The following is a 26,779-nucleotide window of genomic DNA, read 5'->3' as shown; positions in this document are numbered from 1 at the left end:
GGCGGCGGTGGACCCGGTGAGCGCGGTGGGAGCGGTCAGCCCTCGGCGCCGGACTCGGCGGAGGCGGCGCCCTCGCCCTCGGCGCCGGACTCGTCGGCCGCCTCGGCCTGCGCGGAGACGACCTGGATGACGACGGTGTCGCCCTCCACGGCCAGCACGGTGCCCTTGGGCAGCTCGATGTCCTTGGCGAGGATGGCCGCGCCGGCCTCCAGGCCCTCGACGGAGACGGTGACGCCCTCGGGGATGTGGGTGGCCTCGGTCTCGACCGGCAGCGTGTTGAGCAGGTGCTCCAGCAGGTTGCCGCCCGGGGCCGGCTCGCCCTCGACGTTGACCGGTACGTCGACGGTGACCTTCTCGCCGCTCTTGACCGACAGCAGGTCGATGTGCTCCAGGAAGCCCTTCAGCGGGTTGCGCTGCACGGCCTTGGGGATGACCAGCTCGGACCGGCCCCCGATCTCCAGCGAGATCAGCACGTTGGCGGTGCGCAGCGCCAGCAGCAGCTCGTGGCCGGGGACGGTGACGTGCTGGGGCTCGGCGCCGTGGCCGTAGATGACGGCGGGGACCTGGTTGGCGCGGCGCACCCGGCGGGCGGCGCCCTTGCCGAACTCGGTACGCGGTTCTGCGGGGATCTTCACTTCGGCCATGGGCGCTGGACTCCTCGTAACGGGACGGCGGTTGACGTCACCCGACCCACGACGGGCCGTTCCACGACTCATCCCCGCGCACTGGCGGGGACCGGTTACGAGGAGCGCGCCGATAACGGAGAACGGTCCGGACAAGAGTCCGGGGCCTCCCTCGCCGAGCAACGCGGACAGCGTAACCGGCGGGAGGGCCCCGGACGAAATCGGGCGGCGCCGCCCGGCGCGGGGCCGGGCGCCCGATCAGGTCAGTGCGGGCTCTTGGAGTCCTCGAAGAGGCTGGTCACCGAGCCGTCCTCGAACACCTCGCGGACCGCGTTGGCGATGGTCGGCGCCATCGACAGCACGGTCACCTTGTCCAGGTTGATCTGGCTGGGCGTCGGCAGGGTGTCGGTGAGGACGAACTCGCTGACCCGGGAGTTCTTCAGCCGGTCCGCGGCGGGCCCGGAGAGCACGCCGTGGGTGGCGGTCACGATGACGTCCTCGGCGCCGTTGGCGAACAGCGCGTCGGCGGCGGCGCAGATGGTGCCGCCGGTGTCGATCATGTCGTCCACCAGGACGCAGACCCGGCCCTTGACGTCGCCGACCACCTCGTGGACCTTCACCTGGTTGGCGACGTCGGGGTCGCGGCGCTTGTGCACGATGGCCAGCGGGGCGCCCAGCCGGTCGCACCAGCGGTCGGCGACCCGGACCCGGCCGGCGTCGGGGGAGACGATGGTCAGCTTGGAGCGGTCCACCTTCGCGCCCACGTAGTCGGCGAGCACCGGCAGCGCGAAGAGGTGGTCCACCGGGCCGTCGAAGAAGCCCTGGATCTGGTCGGTGTGCAGGTCGACGGTGAGGATGCGGTCGGCGCCCGCCGTCTTGAACAGGTCGGCCATCAGCCGGGCCGAGATCGGCTCACGGCCGCGGTGCTTCTTGTCCTGCCGGGCGTACCCGTAGAAGGGGACGATCACCGTGATGCTCCGGGCCGAGGCCCGCTTGAGCGCGTCGATCATGATCAGCTGTTCCATGATCCACTGGTTGATCGGACTGGTGTGGCTCTGGATCAGGAAGCAGTCGGCGCCGCGGGCCGACTCCTCGAACCGCACGTAGATCTCGCCGTTGGCGAAGTCGAAAGCCCTGGTCGGCACGAGCTCGACCGCGAGCTGGTGCGCCACCTCCTCCGCCAGATCGGGGTGGGCGCGGCCGGAGAAGAGCATCAGCTTCTTCTCACCGGTCGTCTTGATCCCGGTCACTGCACCGTCTCCTTGGTGTTCGACTGGCGTTCGACAGAGCGCCGCCCGGAGTCGGGCGGGCCGGCGGAATGGTGTGCACACCACACGCTACGCCCCGTGCGGTACACCTGTGCACCGCAAAAGGGCCGGATGAGACGACCCTCACTAGGGCTGCGGGTCACCGTGCCGCTGTGCGCGTTCGGCCGCTTGCGCAGCGGCACTGCCAGGGCGTTTGCGGGCCACCCAGCCGTCGATGTTGCGCTGCTGGCCGCGGGCGACGGCCAGTGAGCCGGCCGGGACGTCCTTGGTGATCACCGAGCCGGCCGCGGTGTACGCGCCGTCCCCGACCACGACCGGCGCCACGAACATGTTGTCCGAGCCCGTCTTGCAGTGACTGCCGATCGTGGTGTGGTGCTTGGCCTCGCCGTCGTAGTTCACGAAGACGCTGGCGGCGCCGATGTTGGTGTGGTCGCCGATGGTGGCGTCACCCACGTAGCTGAGGTGGGGCACCTTGGTGCCCTCGCCGATGGCGGCGTTCTTCATCTCCACATAGGTGCCGGCCTTGGCCCCGGCGCCCAGCCGGGTGCCCGGCCGCAGGTACGCGTACGGCCCGACGCTCGCCCGCTCGCCGACCTCGGCCCGGTCCGCGACGGTGTTGGAGACCCGGGCGCCGGCGCCGACCGCGGTGTCGGTGAGGGTGCAGTTGGGGCCGACCTCGGCGCCCTCGGCGAGGCTGGTGGCGCCCAGCAGTTGGGTGTTGGGGTGGATCAGGACGTCCGGTGCGACGGTGACCGACACGTCCACCCAGGTCGAGCCGGGGTCGACGACGGTGGCGCCCTCCAGCATGGCCCGCACCAGCAGCCGGCTGTTGAGCACCCGGCGGGCCTCTGCGAGCTGCACCCGGTTGTTGACCCCGGCGATCTCCCGGTGGTCGGGGGCGGTGTGCGCGCCCACCCGGTGGCCCGCCTGGCGAAGGATCGCCAGGGTCTCGGTCAGGTACTCCTCGCCCTGCGAGTTGTCGGTGGTGATCTTGCCCAGCGCCTCGGCCAGCAGCCGCGCGTCATAGGCGTACACCCCGGAGTTGATCTCGGCGATGGCCCGCTGGCTCGCGGTGGCGTCCTTCTGCTCCACGATCGCGGTGACGTCGCCGCCCGCGCCGCGGATGATCCGCCCGTAGCCGGTGGGGTCGGGGACCCGGGCGGTCAGCACGGTCACCGCGTTGCCGCCGGACTCGTGCGCGGCCACCAGGGTGGTGAGCGTCTCGGTGGTGAGCAGCGGCGTGTCGCCGTAGGTGACGACCACCGTGCCGTCCGGCACCACGCCCCGGCGGCTCAGCTCGTCCAGGCCGGTGCGGACCGCGTGCCCGGTGCCGCGCTGCTCGTCCTGCACCGCGGTCAGCGCCCGCGGGTCGAGCCCGGCCAGGTGCTCGGTGACCTGTTCGCGGGCGTGACCGACGACCACCAGCAGGTGCTCGGGCTCCAGCGCGCCGGCGACGGCGACGACATGGCCGAGCAGCGAACGGCCGCAGAGGGTGTGCAGGACCTTGGGGGTCGCCGACTTCATGCGGGTGCCCTCACCCGCGGCGAGGATGACGACGGCAGCCGGGCGGTTGGGGCTCACGGCGGAGACTCCTCGGCTTCGGGTGTTGGACACCCGAAGGATACCGACGGGCCGGACCACGACTACGTACTGCTCCGCCGCCAGGACTCGAACCCGGACTTAAGGCACCAAAAGCCCCAGTGCTGCCGATTACACCACGGCGGATCAACTCGACTCCTGCGGCCCGGTGTCGGGCCCGTCGGGCTGCTCGGTTCCATCATGCCGTACGACCCCCCGTCCCCGCGACGCTGATCGGCGGCGATCCGCCGGACGGTCGGCCCGTCCGGCCGCGGCGGCCCGCCCGCGGCGAGCCGGGGCAGTGGCCGACCGGGGCGGCCGGCCGCAGTGATCTGCCCGACGCCGGCGACCCGGCGGGCCGGGGCGGGCGCGGTGGCCGGGAGCGGATCGCCGCGGGTGGGGAACGTCCCGCGGTGAGACCGGCGATGACGGGTAGGAGACCCTTACCCCATGTGGTCCTGTTGCCCTGACGGGCGCCGCTGCAATACTTACGGAGCCGTAGGTTACGGGCGTAACCGACATGAACGGCCGCCGACCGCCCCCCGACCGCCCCCCACCACCTACCCAATGTCGCCGACGCAAGGGACAGCCATGACCACTCAGACAGACGTGATCACCGAGCCCCGGGGACCCGGGTCCCCGGGACAGGAGCCGCTGCCGCCGGCCACGCGCGGCGGCGAGAACAAGCGCTCGATCGAACAGATCGCGCTGCTGCTGTTCATCTGCATCCCGTTCGTGGCGCTGGTCGCCGCGGTACCCCTGGCCTGGGGACACGGACTCAGCTGGCTCAACGTCGGACTGATGGTCGGCATGTACTTCCTGGGCTGCCACGGCATCACCATCGGCTTCCACCGCTACTTCACCCACGGCTCCTTCAAGGCCAACCGCCCGCTGCGGGTGGCGCTGGCGATCGCCGGGTCGATGGCCGTCGAGGGCCCGATCGTGCGCTGGGTCGCCGACCACCGCCGGCACCACAAATTCAGCGACGCCGAGGGAGACCCGCACAGCCCGTGGCGCTACGGCGAGACGCTGCCCGCGCTGATGAAGGGCCTGTGGTGGGCCCACATGGGCTGGCTCTTCGACGAGGAGCAGACCCCGCAGCAGAAGTACGCGCCGGACCTGATCAGGGACAACGACATCCGCCGCGTCTCCCGCGACTTCTGGCTCTACACCGCGATCTCGCTGCTGCTGCCCGCCCTGATCGGCGGCCTGGCCACCATGTCCTGGTACGGCGCGTTCACGGCCTTTTTCTGGGGTTCGCTCGTTCGGGTGGCTCTGCTGCACCACGTGACGTGGTCCATCAACTCCATCTGCCACGCGGTCGGCAAGCGCCCGTTCAAGTCCCGCGACCGCTCCGGCAACGTGTGGTGGCTGGCGGTGCTGTCCTGCGGCGAGTCCTGGCACAACCTGCACCACGCCGACCCCACCTCCGCCCGGCACGGCGTGCTGCGCGGCCAGGTCGACTCCAGTGCCCGGGTGATCCGCTGGTTCGAACTGGCCGGCTGGGCCACCGACGTCCGCTGGCCGAGCGCGGAGCGGATCGACTCCCGCCGCACCGAGAACGTCAAGGAGTCCGTCCAGGAAGCGGCATGATGGGCGGGTGAGCGACCGAGTCGGCCCCGGCGACGGTGGAGACGGGACCCCCGGTGCCCGCGCGGGCACCGGGGGCGCCGCGGCGGCCGGCGGCACCGCGGGCCCGGCCGCGCGGCGTGCACCCCGGGTCCGCATGACCGGCGGGGAACGGCGCGAGCAGCTGCTCGACGTCGGCCGCACGCTGTTCGCCGAACGCGGTTACGAGGGCACGTCCGTGGAGGAGATCGCGCACCACGCGGGCGTGTCCAAGCCGGTGGTCTACGAGCACTTCGGCGGCAAGGAAGGGCTGTACGCGGTCGTCGTGGACCGCGAGATGCGGCGGCTGCTCGACATGGTGACGGGGGCGCTCACCGGCGGGCACCCCAGGAAGCTGCTGGAACAGGCCGCGTTCGCGCTGCTGGACTACATCGAGCGGTCCACCGACGGCTTCCGGACCCTGGTCAGGGACTCGCCGGTCGCCCAGTCCACCGGCACCTTCGCCTCGCTGATCGGCGACATCGCCACCCGGGTGGAGGACATCCTCGGCCGCGGGTTCGAGCAGCGCGGCTTCGACCCCGAGCTGGCCTCGCTCTACGCCCAGGCCCTGGTCGGCATGGTCGCGCTGACCGGCCAGTGGTGGCTGGACGCCCGGCGCCCGAGGAAGGCCGAGGTCGCCGCGCATCTGGTGAACCTGTCGTGGAACGGCCTGTCCGGGCTCGACCCGGAACCGCGGCTGACCGGCCACCGCAGGAACTGACCGCGGGGGCGCGGGGACGGGCGCGGGCCGGCCTCGCAGGACCGTCCGACGCGGGGCCGGCGTACGGCCGTCCGGCGGCGGACGGGGTTCGCCAGGCCGTACGACCGGGCCGGCCCCGCACCGGTGCGACGGGTGCGGGGCCGGCCCCGGCCGGCTGCCCCGGCGGGCGGCTCAGCCGGTGTTGCGCAGGCCGGCCGCCACGCCGTTGACCGTCAGCAGCAGCGCCCGGGACAGCAGCGGGTCCGGGGTCTCACCGCGGGCCGCCGCCGCCCGCTGCCGGGCCAGCAGCGTCACCTGGAGGTACGAGATCGGGTCCAGGTACTGGTCGCGGATGTGGAAGGTGCGCGACAGCGCCGGGCTCGCCGCCAGCAGCTCGCTCTCCCCGGTGATCCGCAGTACCTCGCGGACCGTCAGCGCGTGCTCGGCCTCGATCGCCTCGAACACGTGCCGCAGCTCGTCCGGCACCAGCGTGTCCACGTAGTGCCGGGCGATCCGCAGGTCCGTCTTGGCCAGCGTCATCTCCACGTTGGACAGGAAGTTGCGGAAGAAGTGCCACTGCCCGAACGCCTCGTCGATGACCGCGTCCTGCCCCGCCTCCCGCGCCGCCCTGAGCCCCGAGCCGACCCCGTACCAGCCGGGCACGATCTGCCGGGACTGCGTCCAGCCGAACACCCACGGGATGGCCCGCAGGCCGTCCAGCCCGGCGCCGGAGTCGGGGCGGCGCGACGGCCGCGACCCCAGGTGCAGCTCGGCGAGCTGGTCGACCGGGGTCGAGGCGAAGAAGTACGCCGGCAGGTCCGGGTCCTCCACCAGCTTCCGGTACGCCGAGTGCGCCGCCTCCGACACCAGGTCCATCGCCGCGTCCCAGCGTGTCAGCGCCTCGTCGGACTGCCGCGGCGCGGTGTGCAGCGCGGACGCCTGGAGGGTGGCGGCGACCGTCAGCTCCAGGTTCTCCCGGGCGAGCGAGGGGATCAGGTACTTGTCGGAGATGACCTCGCCCTGCTCGGTCACCTTGATCTCGCCCTCCAGGGTGCCCCACGGCTGCGCCAGGATCGCGGTGTGCGAGGGGCCGCCGCCGCGGCCGACCGTGCCGCCGCGGCCGTGGAAGAGCCGCAGCCGCACCCCGTGCCGGTGCGCCACGTCGCGCAGCCGCCGCTGCGCCCGGTGGATCTCCCACTGCGAGGTGGTGATGCCGCCGAACTTCGAGGAGTCGCTGTAGCCGAGCATCACCTCCTGCACGTCGCCGCGCAGCGACACCAGCCGCCGGTAGGAGGGGTCGGAGAGCATCTCGTCGAGCAGCCTGTCGGCGATCTTCAGCTCGTCGGTGGTCTCCAGCAGCGGCACGATGCCGATCTTGGCCACCCCGGCGTGCAGGTCGATCAGTCCGGCCTCGCGGGCCAGCACCGCCGCCGCGAACACGTCGTCGGAACCCAGGCACATGGAGATGATGTACGACTCCACCACCTCGGGACCGAACCGCTCGAACGCCTCCCGGACGGTGTGGAACACCCCGAGCGTCTTGGCACCCGCCTCGTCCAGCGGCGCCGGGGTCGGGGCCAGCGGCCGGCGCGAGCGCAGCTCCTTGGCCAGCAGCTTGCGCCGGTAGTCGCGGGGCATGTCGGCGTACCGCCAGGATTCCTCGCCCAGCCGGTCGAAGAGCTGCCCCAGCGCGTGGTGGTGCGCCTCGGCGTGCTCCCGTACGTCCATCGTCGCCAGCTGGAGGCCGAACGCGGACAGGGTGCGGATCGTCCGGTCCATCCGGCCGTCGGCGATCAGGCCGCCGCGGTGCGCCCGCAGCGAGTCCTGGATCAGCTGGAGGTCGTGCAGCAGGCCGGCGGTGCCCAGGTAGTCGCGGCCGGGGACGTGCGGGGTGCCGCCGGCCAGCCGCTCCCGGGTGTTGACCAGCTTCTGCCGGATGCAGGTGGCCTTCAGCCGGTAGGGCTCCTCGGCGTTCAGCCGCTTGTAGCGCGGGCTGATCTCCGGCAGCGTCACCAGGTCGTCGGACAGCGAGTCCAGCAGCTCCTGGCTGGCACCGGAGTTGCGGATGGAGTTGGACAGCGCGCCGCGCAGCAGGTCCACCAGCGCCAGCGCGTCGGTGATGCCGTGCTCGTGCTGCAGGATCAGGACGTCCCAGGTGACCTGCGGGGTGACGTTGGGGTTGCCGTCCCGGTCGCCGCCGATCCAGGTGCCGAAGGTCAGTGGCCTGGTCCTGGCCGGCAGCGGCAGCCCGACCCGCTCCAGCTCGGCCGCCAGGTCCTCCAGCACGTCGCCGACCGCCCCGGCGTGCAGCTCGTCCAGGTAGTAGATCGCGTTGCGGGCCTCGTCGGCGGGCTCCGGGCGGACCACCCGCAGCTCGTCGGTCTGCCACAGCAGGTCGATGCTCTCCGCCAGCCGCAGGTCGGCGCGGCGCTTGTCACCGGTGCCGTTGCCGCTCGGTCCGGCCTCCAGCAGCTCGGCGATCCGGCGCAGCTTGTTCAGCACCGAGCGGCGGGCCGCCTCGGTGGGGTGCGCGGTGAACACCGGCCGCACGTTGAGGTTCCGTACCGTCTCCCGCACGTGCTCCGGGTCGCCGTCCTTGAGCAGGTCGGCGGTCTGGGCGAGCAGGCCGCCCTCCAGGGCGCGGCGCTCCCGCAGATCACGGCCGCGGTGCACCTGCTCGGTGACGTTCGCCAGATGGAAGTAGGTGGAGAACGCGCGGACCAGCTTGGCCGCGGTCTCCAGATCGGTCTCCCCGAGCAGGGCGGCGGCGGCCACGCCGTCGCTGCGGGTCAGGGCACGTACCTTCTCCACGAGGTCGAGGAGTTCCTGACCCTCCTGCCTCACCAGGGTGCCGCCCAGCAGCTCACCCAGGCGGCGGATATCGGCTCGCAGGGCGGTGCTGCTGTCCGGGGCGGTGTCGGCGCTGCTCACAGGTGCGGCTCCTTGTGCAGTGGGATGGACGGGGAATTCGCAGTACCCGCTCCTGGGCGCCTGCCCGACGCGCGGGCCCGGGAGCGCGGGACGTACTCGCGGACCGCGCTGTCCGACTCCTTCAGGATAAGTGGCGGCCTTCGGCACCAGACCGCCCGCCCACCTGACGGACGGGCGCCGTCGGCAGCGGCGCGCGGGCCGTCGCGGCGGACCGCCGCCGTGGCCCGTGCCGGCCGGCACGGGCTGGTTCGCTGTGGCGGTCCGCCGTGGCGGTCCGCCGTGGTGGCCCGTTGTGGTGGCCCGTTGTGGCGGACAGGGCACGGCCTAGTCTGGAGGCCATGAGTACGACGGGGGCGCACGTACCGGACGACGGGGCTGGGGGATCGCCCCGGTCCGGCTGGTGGTGGTGGACGAGGCGGCGCGGCTTCCTGCTGGACGCCGTCCTCGCGGGGGTCTCGGCGCTGGAGTGCGCCTTCGAGGGCGGCACCTTCGCCGACAAGACCGGGATCGTGCCGGGTCTGGGCGCCCTGCTCGGCATCCTGGTCGGCGCGGTGCTGCTGCTGCGGCGGCGCTGGCCGGTCGCCGTGGTGCTGGTCGGCATAGCGGTCTCGCCCGCCCAGACGGGCTTCCTGCTCTCGCTCGTCGGCCTCTACACGCTGGCCGCCTCGGAGGTGCCGCGCCGGATCACCACGGCGCTGGCCGCGATGAACGGTTTGGGCACCATGCTCGTCGCCTTCCTCAGCTTTGAGGACAGCCTGCGCGACCCCGGTGACGGCAGCTCGACGTCGGTGCCGGTGACCGTGATCGTCTCGGTCCTGACGGCACTCGGGCTGACCGCGCCGCCGGTCCTGCTGGGGCTGTACGTACGGGCCCGGCGCCGGCTGGTGGAGAGCCTGCGGGAGCGCGCCGACGGCCTGGAGCGGGAGCTGGAACTGCTGGCGGAGAAGGCGCTGGAGCGGGCCGAGCGGGCCCGCGCGGACGAACGGACCCGGATCGCCCGCGACATGCACGACGTGGTGGCGCACCGGGTGAGCCTGATGGTGGTGCACGCGGCGGCGCTCAAGGCGGTCGCGCTGAAGGACCCGCAGAAGGCGTCGGCCGGCGCGGAGCTGCTCGGCGACATGGGGCGGCAGGCGCTGACCGAGCTGCGGGAGATGCTGGGGGTGCTGCGGACGGCCTCGGAGGTGAGGGCGTCGCCGGGTCCGCCCGCCGCGGGCGGGCCGCCGCCCGCGCTCCCGGACACCGGGCCGGCCGAGACCGGCGAGGGTCCGTGCCTCGCGGAGCTGGCCGCGCTGGTGGAGGAGTCGCAGGCCGCCGGGATGGGCGTGGAGCTGACCGTCGAGGGCGTGGAACGGCCCTGCGGACCCCGGGTGGAGGCGACCGTCTACCGGGTGGTCCAGGAGGCGCTGACCAACGTCCACAAGCACGCGGCGGGTGCCAAGGCGCATGTCCGGCTCGCCTACCGCGAGGCGGAGGTCGCCGTCCTCGTCACCAACGGGCCCGCCGACGGCACCACCCCCGCCACCCCGCTCCCCAGCGGCGGCCACGGCCTGCTCGGCATGCGCGAACGCGTCACCTCCCACGGCGGCGGCTTCGCCGCCGGACCCACCCCCGACGGCGGCTTCCGCGTCTCGGCGATGGTCCCGGCACCACCGCGGTAGGGCCGGGGCGGGTCGGGCCGTCCGGAGCGGGCCGTGCGGGTCGGGGCGTTCGGGTCGGGCCGTCCGGAGCGGGCCGTGCGTGGTCGGCTGGTCGGGGGGAGCCGTGCGTGGTCGGGGGTGGCCGGGGGAAGCCGGGCCGGTCGTGGTCGGCGCGTCCGGGCCCCGGGCGTCCACGGTGGCGCGGTCGGGTGCGGCCGTCCGGGGCGGGCGGTAGGGGCGGGGTGTTCGGTCCGGGGGCGCGGTCAGGCCGAGGGCGGGGGGCCGGGGGTTTCGGGGGGCTCGGGGAGGGCGCGGCCGGTGAGGTCGGACAAGGTGGCGCGGATGTGGGCCAGGTGTGCGCGGATCTCGTCCCGGTGCTGCTCGTGCTCGCGCAGCGCCCGTTCGGCCTCGTGGCGCACCCGCTCCTCCTGCGCTCGCGCCTGCGCGATCAGCTCCGCGGCCCGCGCCTCGGCCGCCGCCTCGTCCCTGTCGAACGCCTCCTCCGCCTCGGCCCGCTCCCGCTGCGCCTGCGCCAGCCGGTGCTCGGCGTCGGCGAGCAGGCCGGCGAGCCGGCCGTCCACCCCGGCCTCCCGCTCGGCCAGCTCGTGCTCCAGCGCGGCGACCCGTTCGCGCCGGGACTGCGCCGCCTGGCGGTCCGCGCGCTGCGCGTCGTCCCTGACCGCGTCCAGTGCGGCGCCGGCCTCGCCGCGTACCGCGTCCGCCTCCGCGCGGGCCCGGCCCAGGATCTCCGCGGCTTGGCCGCACGCCCCGTCCAGTACCCGCTGGGCCTGTTCCTCGGCCGCCGCGAGCCGCGCGGACATCGCCGCGCGCGCCTCGTCCTGGAGGGTCCGGCGGGCGGTGTCCGCGGCGTCCCGCGCGTACTGCGCCTCCGCCTCCGCGCGGTCCCGTACCGCCACCGCCTCCTCCTCGGCCAGCCGCAGCAACTCCTGCGCGCCGGGCCCGAGTACGTCGAAAGCGGTCGACCCCAGCACGGCCAGCTGCCGGCGCAGCTCGTCGGCCTCGGCGTCCATGTCGTTGGCCAGTACGGTCAGCCGGGCGGCCCGCTCCCACGCCGCGTCCCGGTCCTCGGAGAGCTCGTCCAGGAAGCGGTCCACCTGGTCGGGCCGGTAACCACGGCTGCGCACGGTGTCGAACCGCCCCCTCGCCGCCGTCGATGCGGTCGTGTCACTACTCATGGCCACTGCCTCTCGCCCTCGCCGTCGGGCTGATCCGTGGGGACCATTTTTCGCTTATGTCCGAATTGTACGGGTGTCGACACTCCGACCTGTCGTCTACCCCGGGAACACGGACGGGCCGGGTGGAAGACACCTCTTCCACCCGGCCCGCACGAAACGGCCGTAAACCGCCTACGCCGGCCTGCCGCCCGCCCCACCGCCAAGCCGCCGCGACGCCCCGCCCCCACCGGGTCCTCCACCGGCCGCTCGACCGGCGCAGATCAGAGCAGTCCGTCCCACATCTGCTCGACCAGCACCGACCACCAGTTGTCCGGAGAGGCGATGGCCGCCGGGTCCTGGGCGGCCAGCTGTGCCTGGAAGTCGACCGTCCAGCGGCCGGCCTGCTCCGGGGTCAGCCCGATCCGCAACCGCCACATCCGGCCGAGCAGCGCCAGGCTGCGGGCGAACTCCGGCAGGCTGGAGTTGACGAACTGCGGCGGCACCGGCTGCCCGCCGGGCCCCGCCTCCACCGGCACCGCGACGATGTGCGCGGTGCCGTACTGCACGCACAGCTGACGCCCGAAGTCGTTGCCCATCACCAGGTACGAGCCCGCGTCCGCGGCCGGCCGCACCCCGCGCTGCACGGCGAGTTCGCCGAGCGTCGGCACCGGCTGGCCCGGCTGGGCCTGCGCCCAGAAGAACGGTCCGAAGTCGGCCGGCAGCCCCGACCACACCAGGGTCTGCGCCACGATGTCCGGCACGCCCTGCCGGGAGACCGCGCGCTGGTCGAACCGGAAGACGCCCTGCGGGCCGAACGCCCCGGCCAACTCCCGCCCGATCACGTCCAGGCCCACCGGCGGCACCCGCGGCACCGCGTGCGGGTCCGGCATCGGCACCCGCTGCGGCTGCGGGCGCGCGGGCGCGCCCGCCACCTGGTGCAACTCGCCCTGATGCGTCAGCAGATGCTGGACGCCCTGCCGGCGGCCCGCGTGGTCCCTGCCGTAGGGCGCGGTGTGGCTGACCCGCACCTGCGGCCAGGTCTCCCGGATCATCCGGGCGCAGTAGCCGCCCGGCAGGTCGCACGGCTCCAGCTCGGTGTGCAGCTCCAGTACCTGCTCCGGCCGCACGCCGAGCGACCGCAGCTCGTGCAGGATCTGCCACTCCGGGTGCGGCGCGCCCGGCGCGGACCGCCGTATCACCTGCTGCTCGCTGCCGTCCTGGGCCCGGTAGCGCAGCACCGCCATGTACCCCGGACCGACCGTCGGCACGGCGACCGGCTGCGGGTACCCGTACGCGGGCGGCGGAGGCGGCGGGGGCGGCGGCCCCCCGACCCCCGCGGGCGGCAGCAGACCGGCGGGACCCGCCAGCACCGTCTGCGCGTAGTGCGGGTCAGCCGTCCCGGGCGGCGGCCCCCCGGCGCCGGGGGGCGGTGGCCCCGCGGGCCCGGACCGCACGGTGGCCGCGTCGTGCGGGCCGCCCCCGCCGGGCGGCGGCGGAGGTCCGGCCGGTCCGGCGCCGGGCGGCGGGAAGGGCCGGCCGGCGGGGCGGGCGAGCATCGTCGCCGCGTAGTGCGGGTCGTCCGCGCCGGCCGGCGGGGTGCCGCCCGCCGGGGGCCTGCCCGCGCCCGGCGGAGGCGGCGGGCCCGCGGGGCCGGACAGCATGGTCGCGGCGTAGTGCGGGTCGGCGCTCCCCCCGGGCGGGGGCGGCGTCCCGCTGCCGGAGGGCGGCGGCGGGCCCGCCGGGCCGGACAGCATGGTCTGCGCGTAGTGCGGGTCGGACCCGAGTGCTCCGGGGGTCCTGAGCGGTCCCGGAGGCGGCGGCGCGTCAGGGCTCCGCCCGGGCGCGCCGAGCGGCGGCACACTGCCGGGCCGCGCCTTGGCGGTCGCCAGCTCGGCGATGTCCGCGGCCCCCGGCGGCGGGAGCGGCACGGCAGGTCCGGTCGGCGGCGGATAGGGCGAGCCGCCCGTGGTCGACGGCACCCCGGGGCGCGGCGGCCCGCCCGGGGGCAGCGGCTCCTGCGGCGCGAACCGCGCCATCGCGGGCGGCACGATGCCGGGCATCAGCGCGGTGCGCTCCTCGGCCCCTAGCGCGAACTCCTCCTCGGGGTCGTCCGTGCCGGTGATGGGCGGCGCGAACACGGTGGCAGGCACCGCGACGGACGAACCCTGCCCCGAGTCGCTCACCGTCTTCCCGGCCCAACTGCTCGGCCCCGCGTCCTGCCGCGGCACCCCGCCCGCCCGGGGCCGCCGGAAGTCGACACCCCCGGAAGACGGTACGGGTGCGGGTGCCGGTGCGGGAACCGGGCCCGCAGCCGGCGCGGTTCCCGGCGCAGGCGAAGGGGTCGGCGTGGGCGCCGGGGCGGACCCGGGCGCCGCTATGTCGTACTCCGGCTGCTCGGCCGGCCGTCCGGCGGTCCGGTCCGGCCGCCGGTAGTCGATCCCGCCGGTACCGGAACCGGTCGTGGCGCCGCCGGCGGGCAGTCCGGCCGGTCCGGCGCCCGCTCCCGCCGCGCCGACCTCCGCGGCGGCCCTCCCCACCGCCCCCGCCGCGGCGGCGACCGTGCTGTCCGCGCCCGCCTCGCCCGCCGGACCGGCCGGACTCCCCGCCGGGGGCGGGGCGTCGCCGGAACCGGCGAGGGTGGCGGGGCCCCGGCGGTCGGAAACGCCCATCCGGTCCGCCGCGTCCTGGAGCCACTGCGGGGGGCTCAGCAGGAACGAGGTCGCTTCGAGGTCCAGCCGCTCGGCCGGTTCCGGCACCGCGTCGTTCGGGACCGGGCCGTACTCCTCCTCGTAGCGCCGGATGAGCTCGCCGACGGGCAGACCGGGCCAGAGCGTGGCCTCGCCGCTGTCGCGGGCGATGACCACCCGGACCGACCCGTCGTCGGAGGTCGGGCCGCCCGGCCGCGCCTCGGACCACACCACGAACCCGAGGTCGAACTCGCGGACCCGGATCTCCCGGGACTGGTACGCGGGCACGTCCCCGTTGACCCAGCGCTCCGCGCGCTCCTGCGCCTGCGCGAAAGTGACCATGTCCGCCTCACCCCTCCACCGGTACCGCGGCGGCGAAGCCGCCGTCCACCATCAGGCTCGCCACCGTCTCCAGCTCCGGCGGATTGCCGGCCAGCCGCAGCAGGAAGGCGTCGAGCGTGTCGCCGCACGGGAGCAGCAACTCCGCCACCCGGTCCGCCGGGGTCGCCCAGCGGTCGCCGTCGCGCACGTCGTCGTACGCGCAGAACCACACGGAACCGGTCCGCTCACCCCGCACCTTGACCGCTAGGATGCCGCCCTGCGCGTACCCGATGGCCAGGTAGTCCTTGGTGAGGTGGTCGCGCAGGCATTTGTTCACATACACCAGGTCGTTGACCGCGGCGTCCTCGCGGACGGTGAAGAAGGGCTGGTCGACCAGGAGGCCCAGCTCGGCGTCGAGGGCCACGCCCTTGGGCGCGCAGCCGCCCGCTGCTTTGAGGAAGGTGCGGTAGGCGCCGGGCAGCCGGTAGCCGAGTTCCTCCTCGACGTCGCGGACCTGCTCCTCGGTGACCGACACCGGGTCCATGGGCAGTCCGAAGTGCACCGGCCGGGTCTCCCGCAGCGGGCGGGTGCCGCGCTTGCCGTGGTCGGCGGTGGAGGTGGCCAGGCCGCCGTGGTGCCGCAGCAGCGCCTTGACCTCGACGGGGATCAGCTCCAGCCGGCGGCTGCCGAAGACGTGGTGCCAGGTCCAGCCGTGCGGGGTGGCGACCGGCGGCAGGCTGCCCCACAGCTCGTGGCCCGCGGCGTGCAGCGCGGCGTTGGCGGAGACGTAGTCGGTCAGCCGCAGTTCGTCCACGCCGAAGCCCTCGGGCGGCTCGGCGATCTCCGCGGCGGCGCGGGCGTACGGCGAGAAGTCGGGGTGGCCGGCGTCGTCCACCCGCACACCCCGCGGATGCCGGGCCGCCCGCACCGGGTCGGGGAAGTGCACGACCTGTCCGGAGTAGGCCGCGTTGGGTGGCGCCGGCCATGCCCCGGCGCCCGGTCCGGGGGGCGCTCCGGGCCCCGGCCGACCTGTCGTCATGGTGCTTCCCCCCTGCTCCGTCCCACTGTGTCCCAGCTGATGACGGACAGCCTAGGGGTTGGGGCGGAACTCGCGTCGGCCCCTGCCCCGACCCTGTGGATAACTCCGGACAACTCAGTCCCCGGCCTGCTCCCGGCCCAGTCCCCGGCCTGCTCCCGGCCCGGTCCCGGTCCCGGTCCCGGGCCCGATCCAGGGCTCAGCCGCCGGCCGCCGCCTTCAGCTTGGCGGCCTGCTTGAGCGGGATCGCCGGCCGCAGCGCGGCCGTCTTGTGGTCGGCGCGGACCGTCTCGTAGGCGGCCGTCGCGTCGCCGCTGCGGACCACAGTGACCAGTACCGTCCCCTTGGCACCCTTCGTCGGGTCGGACACGGTGTACGTGACCTGCTGGTCGCCGAGCGGGGCTCCCGTCGCCGGGACCGGTTCCACGTCGAACGTCGAGGTGGTGCCGGCGCGGGTGACCTTGTAGCTGCGGCAGGTGCGCAGCGCGGCGGTCAGCTCGTCCAGTACGGACCCGGCCTCGCCCGCTTTGTACGAGGCGATCACCTCGAGGCTGATGGCCTTGGCGTTCCTGTCCTGGTCCGCGGTGTCGGTGAGCAGCGCCCCGGCGTAGACCTGCCGCGGGTGCTTCGGCCGGGTGGTCCACTGGTCCACGACCGGCTGGCAGGCCGCAGGGTCGGCCTTCTGCGGTCCGCCCAGCAGCTGGGACTTGCTGCCCGAGGGCAGCACCTGGACGTGCGCGACGTCGGAGGAGGTGAGCAGCGCCTGGGTGAGCGCGGCGACGGGTACCGCGCCGGACGCCTTCACCGGCTCCGGCTGCTTCCCCCCGCCTCCGCCGCAGCCCGCGGTCACGGCGAGCACCGGCAGCAGGGCCGCGGCGGCCAGGGCCGTACGGCGGCGGGCGCGACTACCGGCCGGTAGGCAAATGCGCGCAGGTATCGGCATCGATGTGTTCCCCTGTGTCGTGGCCGTCCGGCGGCCGTCCCGTCGCCCGTCCCGGACCCGCGGGTGGCGGCCCGCTGCCGCGCGACTTTACGGCACCGGGCCCGGCGGGCCGCCTATGGCACTGCTCACAGGGCCCACCGCCGGCACCGCTCGCGAAGGCCCCCCGGCCCACCGGTCCCGCCGCGGCGGGACCGTGGCGCCCGGCGCCGGACCGGCCCCGGGGCACCGCCACTCCGCCCGCCGCCGTTTCGCCCGCCCTGCCGCTCCGCCCGTGCCGCTACTTCGCCTGCGCCGCCTTCAGCTTGTCGTTCTGCTTGACCGCCACCGCCAGGGGCAGCTGGCCCGCGCCGCCCGCCGACTTCACCGACAGGTAGGCGGTGATGGTGTCACCGGACTTCACCACGGTCACCAGCGCCGCCCCGGTCTTCTTGTCCGCCGTGTCGGTCATCACGTAGGACGCCGACGCGTCGCCCGTCGCCACCCCCGCCGCCTTGGTGATCGCGAACGGCGTCTTCGTCCCGGTGTTGTCGATGGCGTTGAACGACGTGCAGCTGCCCAGCGCGGTCTTCACCGAGTCGATGACCTTCTGCGCGTCCCCCGGCGCGTGGCTGGCCACCAGCATCTGGTCGATCTGCGCCGGAGTGGCCTGTCCCACCGGGGTCTTGGCGAAGGCGGCGCCGACGAACGCCATCCGGTGGATCTTCGGCTTGCTGCTGGTGATGTCGGCCAGGGGCTGGCAGGCCGGCTCGTCCGCGGTGAGCGTCGAGTCGTCCGTGGAGTCGGTGGCGTCGGTCTGGGAGACCTGCACCGTGTAGCCCGGTACGTCGGTGGTGGTGACCAGGGCGCTGGTGAGCTGGGCCTTGGTCAGCGGCGCCCTCGCGGCGGCGCTGGCCGGGGCGGTCCCTTTGGAGTGGCCGTCGGCGTCGGCGGAGTTCGACGAGCAGGCCGCGGCCAGCAGCAGCGCGGGCAGGAGTGCGACAGCGGAGGCGGCAAGGCGGGTCTTGCGCATGGTTCACATTCCCTGGGTCGGCGGTGGGGGGTGCCCGCGGGGCGGGCCGACTGACGATCCTCCCGCCACCGGACCCGGATCGTCCATGCCGTCCGGGGTACCTGTGCGCCCGCTGTGTCCGGGCCGGGGGCGGTTCGCCGCGCGGCGGTGACATGCCCCACAGCGGACGGCCGGCGGGCCGCGTCCTCCTTCCCCATCCACAGGGCGTTTGGCACTCTGATCGGCGTACGGGGGAAACGCCCGCTGAGCGGCGGGCAAACGGAGGAACAGGCGCACGACATGACGATTCATCCGGGCGCGGCAGGGGCCGCCGACCCGCGGCCGGCCTGGAGCGCCGAACCCGACGGGGCCGCCCCGCCCGTGCTGCGGCACCGCAGGGACGGCATCCTGCCGGCGGTGGCCGCCGCGCTGTTCCTCCCCGGTGAGGTCCTGACCTGCACCGGCTCCAAAGCCGAGCAGCCGGCCGAACTCCACCCCGTGGTGCGGGACTTCCTGGACGCCCTGCCGGTCGGGCAGCGTGAGCGGTTCGCCGGGCGCTGCCCGGAGGCGGTGCTGCTCTCCCGCCACCTCAGGGCCGTCGAGGCGGGCCGCGGCAGGCGCGCCGCCCGCCACCCGCTCACCCGCGGTGAGGCCCGCAGGTCGCTGCGCGGCGCCAGACTGACCGCCCGCCGGATACGCGAGGACGGCGACCCGGCGCACGGCGCCTACGCCCCGCCCTGCCGCTCCTGCGCGCCGCTGCTCGCGCACCTGGGCGTACGGCCCTTCGACCCGGACGCGGAAGGCGGGTGAGGCGGGTGGCGCCGCACGGTACGCGTTTCCCGGCCGGCGTGGATGCCGCGCTGCGCGCCGCGGGCTGGCAGCCGGGCCGCTGGGACATCAAGCAGGCCGAGGGCTGGGCCGACCGGCTGCGGGCGCACCGGTCGCCCGGCGGCCACCGGCACGCGGTGTCCCCGGCCGCGGTCGAGGCGTGGGCGGAGTTCGGCGGTCTCAAGATCCCGCCGGCGCCCGCCGCGGGACGCCAGGTCGCGCCCAGCGTCCTGGTGGTCGACCCGATGCGCGGCCTGCACCTGGCCCGTACCCTCGGCGACCTCGGGCGCGCCCTGGAGAGCGAGGTCAGCCCGCTCGGCGAGGAAGCGGGCACCGGTGCGCTGCTGGCCATCGACGCCGAGGGCCGGGTCTACGCGGTGGACCACACCGGCGACTGGTACGCCGGGCCCGACATCGACCGGGCCCTGGCAGCGCTCCTCGGCGGGATACGGCCGGTCCGGCTCACCGCGGACTGACCCGGCGCCCCCGGGCCGCCGGTTTGCGTGTACGCGCCACCTTCGCACGTACCCGGCGCCGACCCCGACGCCCGGGTCCGCCCCGGGCAGCGGTCCCCTAGGGGCGGCCACCTACCTGCGGCGGCCCCCGGTTCGTACCGCCGGATGACGATCGCGCCGCCGGCGCCCCCTACGGTCGTAGGACGGGCTGGGGCTACCCCCACCCGCGGACGGAGACCTGCCCCATCGTGCCGCCGCGCACGCACCGGCAGGCTGGGACGTACCGCAGCAGACCGACATCAGGAGTGAGTGACCGTGCCGACGGCAGTGACGATTCCCAGGACCGGGGGCAACGGAGAACGCTCGGCCGTGGCAGCAGCCGCCCGCTCGGTGACCAAGGCGTACGGCTCGGGCGAGACCCGGGTGCTGGCCCTCGACGCGGTCGACGTCGACATCGCGCGGGGCGGCTTCACCGCGATCATGGGACCCTCGGGCTCCGGCAAGTCCACCCTGATGCACTGCCTGGCCGGGCTCGACACGGTCACCGAGGGCCGGATCTGGGTCGGCGGCAGCGAGATCACCCACCTGAAGGACAAGAAGCTCACCCAGCTGCGCCGGGACAGGATCGGCTTCATCTTCCAGTCCTTCAATCTGCTGCCGACGCTCAACGCGGCGGAGAACATCACGCTGCCGATGGACATCGCGGGCCGCAGAGTGGACCGCGCCTGGCTGGACCGGGTGGTGGAGACCGTCGGCCTGGCCGGCCGGCTCAAGCACCGCCCGGCCCAGCTCTCCGGCGGCCAGCAGCAGCGCGTCGCGGTGGCCAGGGCGCTCGCCGCCCGGCCCGAGATCATCTTCGGCGACGAGCCCACCGGAAACCTCGACTCGCGGGCCGGCGCCGAGATCCTCGGCTTCCTGCGCCGCTCGGTGGACGAGCTCGGCCAGACCATCGTCATGGTCACCCACGACCCGGTGGCGGCCTCGTACGCCGACCGCGTGCTGTACCTCGCCGACGGCCGGATCGTCGACGAGATGACCGACCCGACCGCCGAGTCCGTCCTGGAGCGCATGAAGTCCTTCGACGGCCGCGGGAGGACCTCGTGACCGTCCTCAAGACCTCGGTGCGCAACTTCCTCGCGCACAAGGGCCGTATGGCGCTGTCCGCAGTCGCCGTACTGCTGTCGGTGGCCTTCGTCTGCGGCACCCTCGTCTTCACCGACACGATGACCGCGACGTTCGACAGGCTCTTCGGCTCCACCGCCTCCGACGTCACCGTCAGCGCCGAGAAGGCCGACGACGCGCAGGCCACCGGCAGGCCCGCCGCCGTACCGGCCTCGCTCCAGGACCGGCTCGCCAAGGTGCCGGGCGTCGCCGCCTCGTACCCCGACGTCACCAGCCAGGACGTGACGGTCGCCGACGCGCGGAACAAGAGCATCAGCCCCACCACCGGCGCCCCGACCGTCGTCAGCAACTGGGACCCGACCGAGACCAAGGCCGTCGAGATCTCCTCGGGGCACGTCCCGCGCGGCCCGGCCGACGCGGTACTGGACGCCGACACCGCCGAGAAGCACCACCTCGCCATAGGCGACCGGCTCCGCGTCATCGCGGCACCCGGCGACTTCGACGTCACCATCAGCGGCATCGCGACCTTCAAGACCACCAACCCGGGCGCCGCCGTCCTCTACGTCGACACCCCCACCGCGCAGACCAGGCTGCTCGGCGACCCGCACGCGTACACCGGCTTCGGCCTCACCGCCGCCGCGGGCACCAGCGACGACCGGCTCAAGCAGAACGTCGTGGCGGCCATCGGCGGCGGCTACACCGTCGACACCGCGGCCGAGACCGAGCAGAAGGACAAGGACGACCTCGGCGGCTTCCTGGACTTCATGAAGTACGCGATGCTCGGCTTCGCCGGCATCTCGGTCCTGGTCGGCATCTTCCTGATCGTCAACACCTTCTCCATGCTGGTCGCCCAGCGCACCCGCGAGACCGGCCTCATGCGGGCGCTCGGCTCCAGCCGCCGACAGGTCAACCTCTCGGTGCTGATCGAGGCCACCCTGCTCGGCCTCACCGGCTCGGTGCTCGGCATCGGCGGCGGCATCGGCCTGGCCGTCGGCCTGATGAAGCTGATGGGCGCGGTCGGCATGAGGCTCGACATGTCCGAACTGACCGTCAAGGCGACCACTCCGGTCGTCGGGCTGCTCATCGGCGTCGTCGTGACCGTGCTCGCCGCGTACATCCCGGCCCGCCGCGCCGGGCGGATCTCCCCGATGGCCGCGCTGCGCGACGCCGGCACCCCCGCCGACGTCCGTGCCGGACGGGTCCGCGCCGCGATCGGCGTCCTGGTCTGCGCGGCGGGCGCCGTCGCCCTGGTCGGCGCCTCCCAGGCGGCGAAGGCCGCGACCGGCGGCGGCCTGCTCGGCCTCGGCGTGCTGCTGACCCTGCTCGGCTTCGTCATCGTCGGCCCGCTGCTCGCCGGAGCCGTCGTACGGGCGGTCAGCGCCGTCGTGCTGCGGTTCTTCGGCCCGGTCGGGCGCCTGGCCGAGCGTAACGCGCTGCGCAACCCGCGCCGGACCGGTGCCACCGCCTCCGCGCTGATGATCGGCCTGGCGCTGGTCGCCGGCATGTCGGTGGTCGGCTCGTCGATGGTGGCCTCCGCCGGCGACCAGCTCGACAAGTCGGTCGGCGCCGACTTCATCGTCCAGGTCGGCGGCAACGGCGGCCAGACGTTCACCCCGGCCGTGGAGAGGGCGGTGAAGTCCGCGCGCGGCATCGAGCACTTCACCGACTACACGGTCGTCAGCGCCCGGCTGACCCTCCCGTCGGGCAAAACCGTCAAGGACGACATCACCGCCGCGAGCCCCACCTACGCGCAGGACGTCCGGCTCGCCACGGTCGGCGGCAAGCTGTCCGACGCCTACGGCAAGGACGCGATGTCGGTCCCCGAGGGCTTCGCGAAGGACAACGGCGTCAAGGCGGGCAACCGGCTGACCGTCACCCCGGTCGGCGGCTCCACCGCCGTGCTCACCGTCGCCGCCGTCACCAGCGACGACACGGCCCTCGAACACGGCACGCTGTTCACCGGCATCGCCACCGCCCGGCGGCTGCTGCCGCCGGACCGGATGCCCGGCGACTTCATGATGTTCGCCAAGGCGGCGGACGGCCGGCAGAAGGCCGCCTACGCCTCCCTGAAGGCCGCGGTCAGGGACTACCCGCAGGTGCAGGTCCGCGACCAGGCCGACTACAAGGACCTCATCCGCAGCCAGGTGGACCAGCTGCTCTACATGATCTACGGCCTGCTGGGCCTGGCGATCATCGTGGCCGTCCTGGGCGTCGTCAACACCCTCGCCCTGTCGGTGGTCGAACGCACCCGGGAGATCGGCCTGATGCGCGCGATCGGGATGTCGCGGCGGCAGCTGCGCCGGATGATCCGCCTGGAGTCGGTGGTGATCGCGCTCTTCGGCGCCCTGGTCGGCCTGGGCCTCGGCCTCGGCTGGGGCGCCACCGCCCAGCAGGTGCTGGCCTCCCAGGGGCTGGGCATCCTCAAGGTGCCGTGGCCCACCATCATCGCGGTCTTCGTCGGCTCCGCGGTGGTCGGCCTGCTGGCCGCGCTGATGCCGGCCTTCCGGGCGGCGCGGATGAACGTGCTGGACGCCATCGCGACGGACTGAGCGCACGTCCCCGCGGGCGCGGCCCCGGTCCCGCCCGCGGGAGCGGGGCGCCACCGGTCCGGGGCGCGGGGCAGAGCCGGGGCGGGTACGGACGCGACGAGCGGGTCTTTGGCCGCCCCCGGCCCGGCTCCCGCCCCCGGCCCGGCTCCCGCCCCCGGGCAGGTCCTCGCCTGGTCCGGTCCGTCCCCGCGCCCGGCTCCGCGCCCGTCCCCGCGGCCCGGCCCCGCTCACGGCTCCGCGTCCGGGCTCCGCCCCGTACCGCTTCCCGCTCCCGGCTCCGGACCCGGGACCCGTCCAGGGTCCGACCGGACCCGTCCGGGGGTGTGTGTCACCGGTAGGTCGTACGCTTGGGGTACCCCGGCCCGTGACACGTGTCGGGCGGTTCGCGTTGCCCTCGCGGCGGCGCACCCTTCGCATCGCCTGCCCCCTGGACGGAATCCTGATGAGTCTGAACGGTCTGGTCGACGTCGTCGTCGAGGACCCCGCCCTCGCCGAGGCGGTGGCCGCAGCCGCCTCCGGCGCGCGCCCGCTGGTGGACCTGGTCGGCCCGCCGGCCGCCCGCCCGCTGACGATCGCCGCGCTCGCCGCCCGCGCCCACCGCACCGTACTCGCGGTGACCGCGACCGGCCGCGAGGCCGAGGACCTCGCGGCGGCGCTGCGCACCCTGCTGCCGTCGGACGCGGTGGTGGAGTACCCGGCGTGGGAGACGCTGCCGCACGAACGGCTGTCGCCGCGCAGCGACACCGTGGGCCGCCGGCTCGCCGTCCTGAGGCGGCTGGCCCACCCGCGGGCCGACGACCCGGCGGCCGGCCCCGTGCAGGTCGTCGTCGCGCCGATCCGGTCCGTGCTCCAGCCGCAGGTCAAGGGGCTCGGTGACCTGGAGCCGGTGTCCTTGCGCAGCGGGCGGAGCGCCGACCTCGGCACCGTGGTCGAGGGCCTGGCGGCAGCCGCGTACGCCCGGGTCGAGCTGGTCGAGAAGCGCGGCGAGTTCGCGGTCCGCGGCGGCATCCTGGACGTCTTCCCGCCCACCGAGGAGCACCCGCTGCGGGTGGAGTTCTGGGGCGACGACGTGGAGGAGATCCGGTACTTCAAGGTCGCCGACCAGCGGTCCCTGGAGGTCGCCGAGCACGGCCTGTGGGCGCCGCCCTGCCGCGAGCTGCTGCTGACCGACCAGGTGCGGGCGCGGGCCGCCGCGCTGGCCGCCGAGCACCCCGAACTGGACGAGCTGCTCGGCAGGATCGCCGAGGGCATCGCGGTGGAGGGCATGGAGTCCCTGGCGCCGGTCCTCGTCGACGACATGGAGCTGCTGCTGGACGTGCTGCCGGCCGGTTCGATGGCGATGGTCTGCGACCCGGAGCGGGTGCGGACCAGGGCCGCCGACCTGGTGGCGACCTCCCGGGAGTTCCTGGAGGCGTCCTGGGCGGCGTCGGCGGTCGGCGGCGAGGCCCCGATCGACCTCGGCGCGGCCTCGCTGTGGGCCATCGCCGACGTCCGCGACCGGGCCCGCGAGCTCGGTATCCCGTGGTGGTCGGTGACCCCCTTCGCCGCCGACGAGGCGACCGCGGCGCAGCGGGCGGGCGACAGCAGCCTGGAGCGGGAGTTCGGCGACACCCTGCGGCTGGGCATGCACGCCCCCGAGCTGTACCGCGGCGACACCGCCAGGGCGTTGGCCGACACCAAGGGGTGGCTCGCCGAGGGCTGGCGCACGGTCTTCGTCACCGAGGGCCACGGCCCGGCCGCCCGCATGGTGGAGGTGCTCGGCGGCGAGGGCATCGCCGCCCGCCTGGACGTGGAACTGGCGGGCCTGACGCCCTCGGTGGTCCACGTGGCGACCGGCTCGGTGGAACACGGCTTCATCGACCCGGCGCTGAAGCTGGCGGTGCTCACCGAGACCGACCTGTCCGGCCAGAAGTCGTCCACCAAGGACATGGGGCGGATGCCGTCCCGCCGCCGCAAGAGCATCGACCCGCTGACCCTGGTCGGCGGCGACTACATCGTCCACGAGCAGCACGGCGTCGGCCGCTACGTGGAGATGGTGCAGCGTACGGTGCAGGGCGCCACCCGCGAGTACCTGGTGGTGGAGTACGCGGCGGCCAAGCGCGGCCAGCCCGGTGACCGGCTGTTCGTACCCACCGACCAGCTGGAGCAGATCACCAAGTACGTGGGCGGCGAGGCCCCCTCGCTGCACCGGCTGGGCGGCGCGGACTGGACCAAGACCAAGGCGCGGGCGAAGAAGGCGGTCAAGGAGATCGCCGCCGACCTGATCCGGCTGTACTCGGCGCGGATGGCCGCCCCCGGCCACACCTTCGGCGCCGACACCCCCTGGCAGCGCGAACTGGAGGACGCCTTCCCGTACGCGGAGACCCCCGACCAGCTCACCACCATCGCCGAGGTCAAGGAGGACATGGAGAAGTCGGTCCCGATGGACCGGCTGATCTGCGGCGACGTCGGCTACGGCAAGACCGAGATCGCGGTCCGGGCCGCCTTCAAGGCGGTGCAGGACGGCAAGCAGGTCGCCGTACTGGTGCCGACCACCCTGCTGGTGCAGCAGCACTTCGGCACCTTCTCCGAGCGGTACGCCCAGTTCCCGGTGAACGTACGGGCGCTGTCGCGGTTCCAGACCGACACCGAGGCCAAGGCGGTGCTGGAGGGGCTGCACGACGGCTCGGTCGACCTGGTGATCGGCACCCACCGGCTGTTCTCGTCGGAGACCAGGTTCAAGGACCTCGGCCTGGTCATTGTGGACGAGGAGCAGCGGTTCGGCGTCGAGCACAAGGAGCAGCTGAAGAAGCTGCGGGCCAACGTGGACGTGCTCACCATGTCCGCCACGCCCATCCCCCGCACCCTGGAGATGGCGGTCACCGGCATCCGGGAGATGTCCACCATCACCACCCCGCCGGAGGAGCGGCACCCGGTGCTGACGTTCGTCGGACCGTACGAGGAGAAGCAGATCGGCGCGGCGGTCCGCCGTGAACTGCTGCGCGAGGGCCAGGTCTTCTACATCCACAACCGGGTGGAGTCCATCGACCGGGCGGCGGCCCGGCTGCGCGAGATCGTGCCGGAGGCGCGGATCGCCACCGCGCACGGGCAGATGGGCGAGTCGCAGCTGGAACAGGTGGTGGTGGACTTCTGGGAGAAGAAGTTCGACGTCCTGGTGTCCACCACGATCGTCGAGTCCGGCATCGACATCCCGAACGCCAACACGCTCATCGTGGAGCGCGGCGACACCTTCGGGCTGTCCCAGCTCCACCAGCTGCGCGGCCGCGTCGGCCGGTCCCGGGAGCGCGGCTACGCGTACTTCCTGTACCCGCCGGAGAAGCCGCTGACCGAGACCGCGCACGAGCGGCTGGCCACCATCGCCCAGCACACCGAGATGGGCGCCGGCATGTACGTCGCCATGAAGGACCTGGAGATCCGCGGCGCCGGCAACCTGCTTGGCGGCGAGCAGTCCGGGCACATCGCGGGCGTCGGCTTCGACCTGTACGTGCGGATGGTCGGCGAGGCGGTGGCCGACTACCGCTCGGCGCTGGAGTCCAGCGGCGAGCCCGAGGAGACGCTGCTCGACGTCAAGATCGAGCTGCCGGTGGACGCGCACGTACCGCACGACTACGCGCCCGGCGAGCGGCTGCGGCTCCAGGCGTACCGGTCCATCGCGGCGGCCACCACCGAGCAGGACGTCACGGCGGTCCGCGAGGAGCTCGTCGACCGCTACGGCCAGCTGCCGGAGCCGGTGGAGAACCTGCTGCTGGTCGCGGGGCTGCGGATGCTGGCCCGGCGGTTCGGCGTCAGCGACATCACCCTCCAGGGGGCCAACGTCCGCTTCGGCCCGGTGGAGCTGCGCGAGTCCCAGGAGCTGCGGCTCCAGCGGATCTACCCCCGCTCGCTGATCAAGCCGGCCGCCAAGCAGGTGATGGTGCCGCGCCCGGCGACCGCCCGGATCGGCGGCAAGCCGGTGGTGGGGCGGGAACTGCTCCAGTGGACGGCGGAGTTCCTGACGACCGTGCTCGGCTGAACGGGCTGGTCCGGTCGGCCGGCGCTTCCGGCTGATCCGGTAGGTCCGGCTGATCCGGTAGGTCCGGCTGAACCGGTCGGCCGGCGGTTCCGGCGGATCCTGGTGAGCGGGCGGGTTCGGCGGGTTCGGCTGGTCGGGCTCATCCGGTTGGTCGTCCCGCTGGTCCGGACGGACCCGCCGGAACACGCCGGAAACGCGGTGATCCGGTGTGCACCGCGACGGCCGGCACCGCCGGCACCGGCGAGCCCGCTGATCGGGTCGCACCGCCGCCCCCGGTGGCCCCCGCCGAACCGGCTGCTTCCGGCCGCTTCCGGA

The 26,779-nt window shown here is 74.2% G+C and carries 17 protein-coding genes and 1 tRNA gene; 8 read left to right on the top strand and 10 right to left on the bottom strand.

Translation table 11 applies throughout. From position 1 onward, the window contains the following. Positions 1 to 35: 35 nt before the first annotated feature. The 4 genes from RLT57_RS10185 to RLT57_RS10170 form a co-directional block, all read right to left on the bottom strand. Positions 36 to 644 carry a 50S ribosomal protein L25/general stress protein Ctc gene (locus RLT57_RS10185; RefSeq protein WP_311297055.1) on the bottom strand — a complete coding sequence of 203 codons (609 nt, stop codon included), beginning with the start codon at positions 642 to 644 and terminating at the stop codon, positions 36 to 38. Between the two features lie 242 nt (positions 645 to 886). Further along, a complete protein-coding gene (locus RLT57_RS10180) occupies positions 887 to 1,873 on the bottom strand; it encodes a ribose-phosphate diphosphokinase (protein WP_311297054.1) in 987 nt (328 codons plus the stop codon). A 144-nt stretch (positions 1,874 to 2,017) separates the two neighbouring features. After that, positions 2,018 to 3,472, bottom strand: a complete 1,455-nt coding sequence (glmU, locus tag RLT57_RS10175) for a bifunctional UDP-N-acetylglucosamine diphosphorylase/glucosamine-1-phosphate N-acetyltransferase GlmU (RefSeq protein ID WP_311297053.1) — start codon at positions 3,470 to 3,472, stop codon at positions 2,018 to 2,020. Positions 3,473 to 3,544: 72 nt separating this feature from the next. Continuing rightward, positions 3,545 to 3,616 (bottom strand) — tRNA-Gln (locus tag RLT57_RS10170). Positions 3,617 to 4,060: 444 nt separating this feature from the next. On the opposite strand from RLT57_RS10170, the gene RLT57_RS10165 reads away from it, so the two are divergent. Next, positions 4,061 to 5,062 (top strand): acyl-CoA desaturase, encoded by a 1,002-nt coding sequence (locus RLT57_RS10165; RefSeq protein ID WP_311297052.1) that lies wholly within the window; start codon positions 4,061 to 4,063, stop codon positions 5,060 to 5,062. 133 nt (positions 5,063 to 5,195) lie between these two features. Then, positions 5,196 to 5,798: a TetR/AcrR family transcriptional regulator gene (locus RLT57_RS10160; protein ID WP_311300658.1), complete on the top strand. Its 603-nt coding sequence runs from the start codon at positions 5,196 to 5,198 to the stop codon at positions 5,796 to 5,798. Positions 5,799 to 5,969: 171 nt separating this feature from the next. Here RLT57_RS10160 and ppc read toward each other — a convergent pair whose 3' ends face one another. Beyond that, on the bottom strand, positions 5,970 to 8,708 hold the full coding sequence (gene ppc, locus RLT57_RS10155; protein WP_311297051.1) for a phosphoenolpyruvate carboxylase: 2,739 nt from the start codon (positions 8,706 to 8,708) through the stop codon (positions 5,970 to 5,972). Between the two features lie 338 nt (positions 8,709 to 9,046). On the opposite strand from ppc, the gene RLT57_RS10150 reads away from it, so the two are divergent. Continuing rightward, the gene (locus RLT57_RS10150) at positions 9,047 to 10,369 is read left to right on the top strand and encodes a sensor histidine kinase (RefSeq protein WP_311297049.1); all 1,323 of its coding nucleotides are present in this window, start codon (positions 9,047 to 9,049) and stop codon (positions 10,367 to 10,369) included. Between the two features lie 242 nt (positions 10,370 to 10,611). On the opposite strand, the gene RLT57_RS10145 is transcribed toward RLT57_RS10150, so the two are convergent. From RLT57_RS10145 to RLT57_RS10125, 5 genes are all read right to left on the bottom strand, one after another. Beyond that, positions 10,612 to 11,544, bottom strand: coding sequence for a DivIVA domain-containing protein (locus tag RLT57_RS10145; protein ID WP_311297048.1), 933 nt, complete (start codon positions 11,542 to 11,544; stop codon positions 10,612 to 10,614). A gap of 260 nt (positions 11,545 to 11,804) precedes the next feature. After that, the gene (locus tag RLT57_RS10140) at positions 11,805 to 14,552 is read right to left on the bottom strand and encodes an SUKH-4 family immunity protein (RefSeq protein ID WP_311297047.1); all 2,748 of its coding nucleotides are present in this window, start codon (positions 14,550 to 14,552) and stop codon (positions 11,805 to 11,807) included. Positions 14,553 to 14,559: 7 nt separating this feature from the next. Then, positions 14,560 to 15,570, bottom strand: a complete 1,011-nt coding sequence (locus RLT57_RS10135; RefSeq protein ID WP_311297046.1) for an SMI1/KNR4 family protein — start codon at positions 15,568 to 15,570, stop codon at positions 14,560 to 14,562. A gap of 196 nt (positions 15,571 to 15,766) precedes the next feature. Further along, positions 15,767 to 16,510, bottom strand: a complete 744-nt coding sequence (locus RLT57_RS10130; protein ID WP_311297045.1) for a sensor domain-containing protein — start codon at positions 16,508 to 16,510, stop codon at positions 15,767 to 15,769. 277 nt (positions 16,511 to 16,787) lie between these two features. After that, on the bottom strand, positions 16,788 to 17,519 hold the full coding sequence (locus RLT57_RS10125; protein WP_311297044.1) for a hypothetical protein: 732 nt from the start codon (positions 17,517 to 17,519) through the stop codon (positions 16,788 to 16,790). Positions 17,520 to 17,798: 279 nt separating this feature from the next. Between RLT57_RS10125 and RLT57_RS10120 the strand changes: the two genes are divergently transcribed. The 5 genes from RLT57_RS10120 to mfd all read left to right on the top strand — a co-directional run bounded on the left by RLT57_RS10120 (position 17,799) and on the right by mfd (position 26,464). Then, complete coding sequence (locus tag RLT57_RS10120) at positions 17,799 to 18,308, top strand: YwqJ-related putative deaminase (RefSeq protein WP_311297043.1); 510 nt, start codon at positions 17,799 to 17,801, stop codon at positions 18,306 to 18,308. After that, positions 18,305 to 18,802 carry an SUKH-3 domain-containing protein gene (locus RLT57_RS10115; protein WP_399128393.1) on the top strand — a complete coding sequence of 166 codons (498 nt, stop codon included), beginning with the start codon at positions 18,305 to 18,307 and terminating at the stop codon, positions 18,800 to 18,802. Before RLT57_RS10120 ends, RLT57_RS10115 begins: the two co-directional genes overlap by 4 nt. A 294-nt stretch (positions 18,803 to 19,096) precedes the next feature. After that, positions 19,097 to 19,885: an ABC transporter ATP-binding protein gene (locus tag RLT57_RS10110; protein WP_311297041.1), complete on the top strand. Its 789-nt coding sequence runs from the start codon at positions 19,097 to 19,099 to the stop codon at positions 19,883 to 19,885. Further along, the gene (locus RLT57_RS10105; protein ID WP_311297040.1) at positions 19,882 to 22,452 is read left to right on the top strand and encodes an ABC transporter permease; all 2,571 of its coding nucleotides are present in this window, start codon (positions 19,882 to 19,884) and stop codon (positions 22,450 to 22,452) included. Before RLT57_RS10110 ends, RLT57_RS10105 begins: the two co-directional genes overlap by 4 nt. 442 nt (positions 22,453 to 22,894) lie before the next feature. After that, a complete protein-coding gene (gene mfd, locus RLT57_RS10100; RefSeq protein ID WP_311297039.1) occupies positions 22,895 to 26,464 on the top strand; it encodes a transcription-repair coupling factor in 3,570 nt (1,189 codons plus the stop codon). Positions 26,465 to 26,779: the final 315 nt, after the last annotated feature.

The sequence above is a fragment of the Streptomyces sp. ITFR-21 genome (genome assembly GCF_031844685.1).
In the GTDB taxonomy this organism is placed as follows: Bacteria; Actinomycetota; Actinomycetes; order Streptomycetales; family Streptomycetaceae; genus Actinacidiphila.
This window is presented reverse-complemented; position numbering and strand designations above follow the sequence as displayed.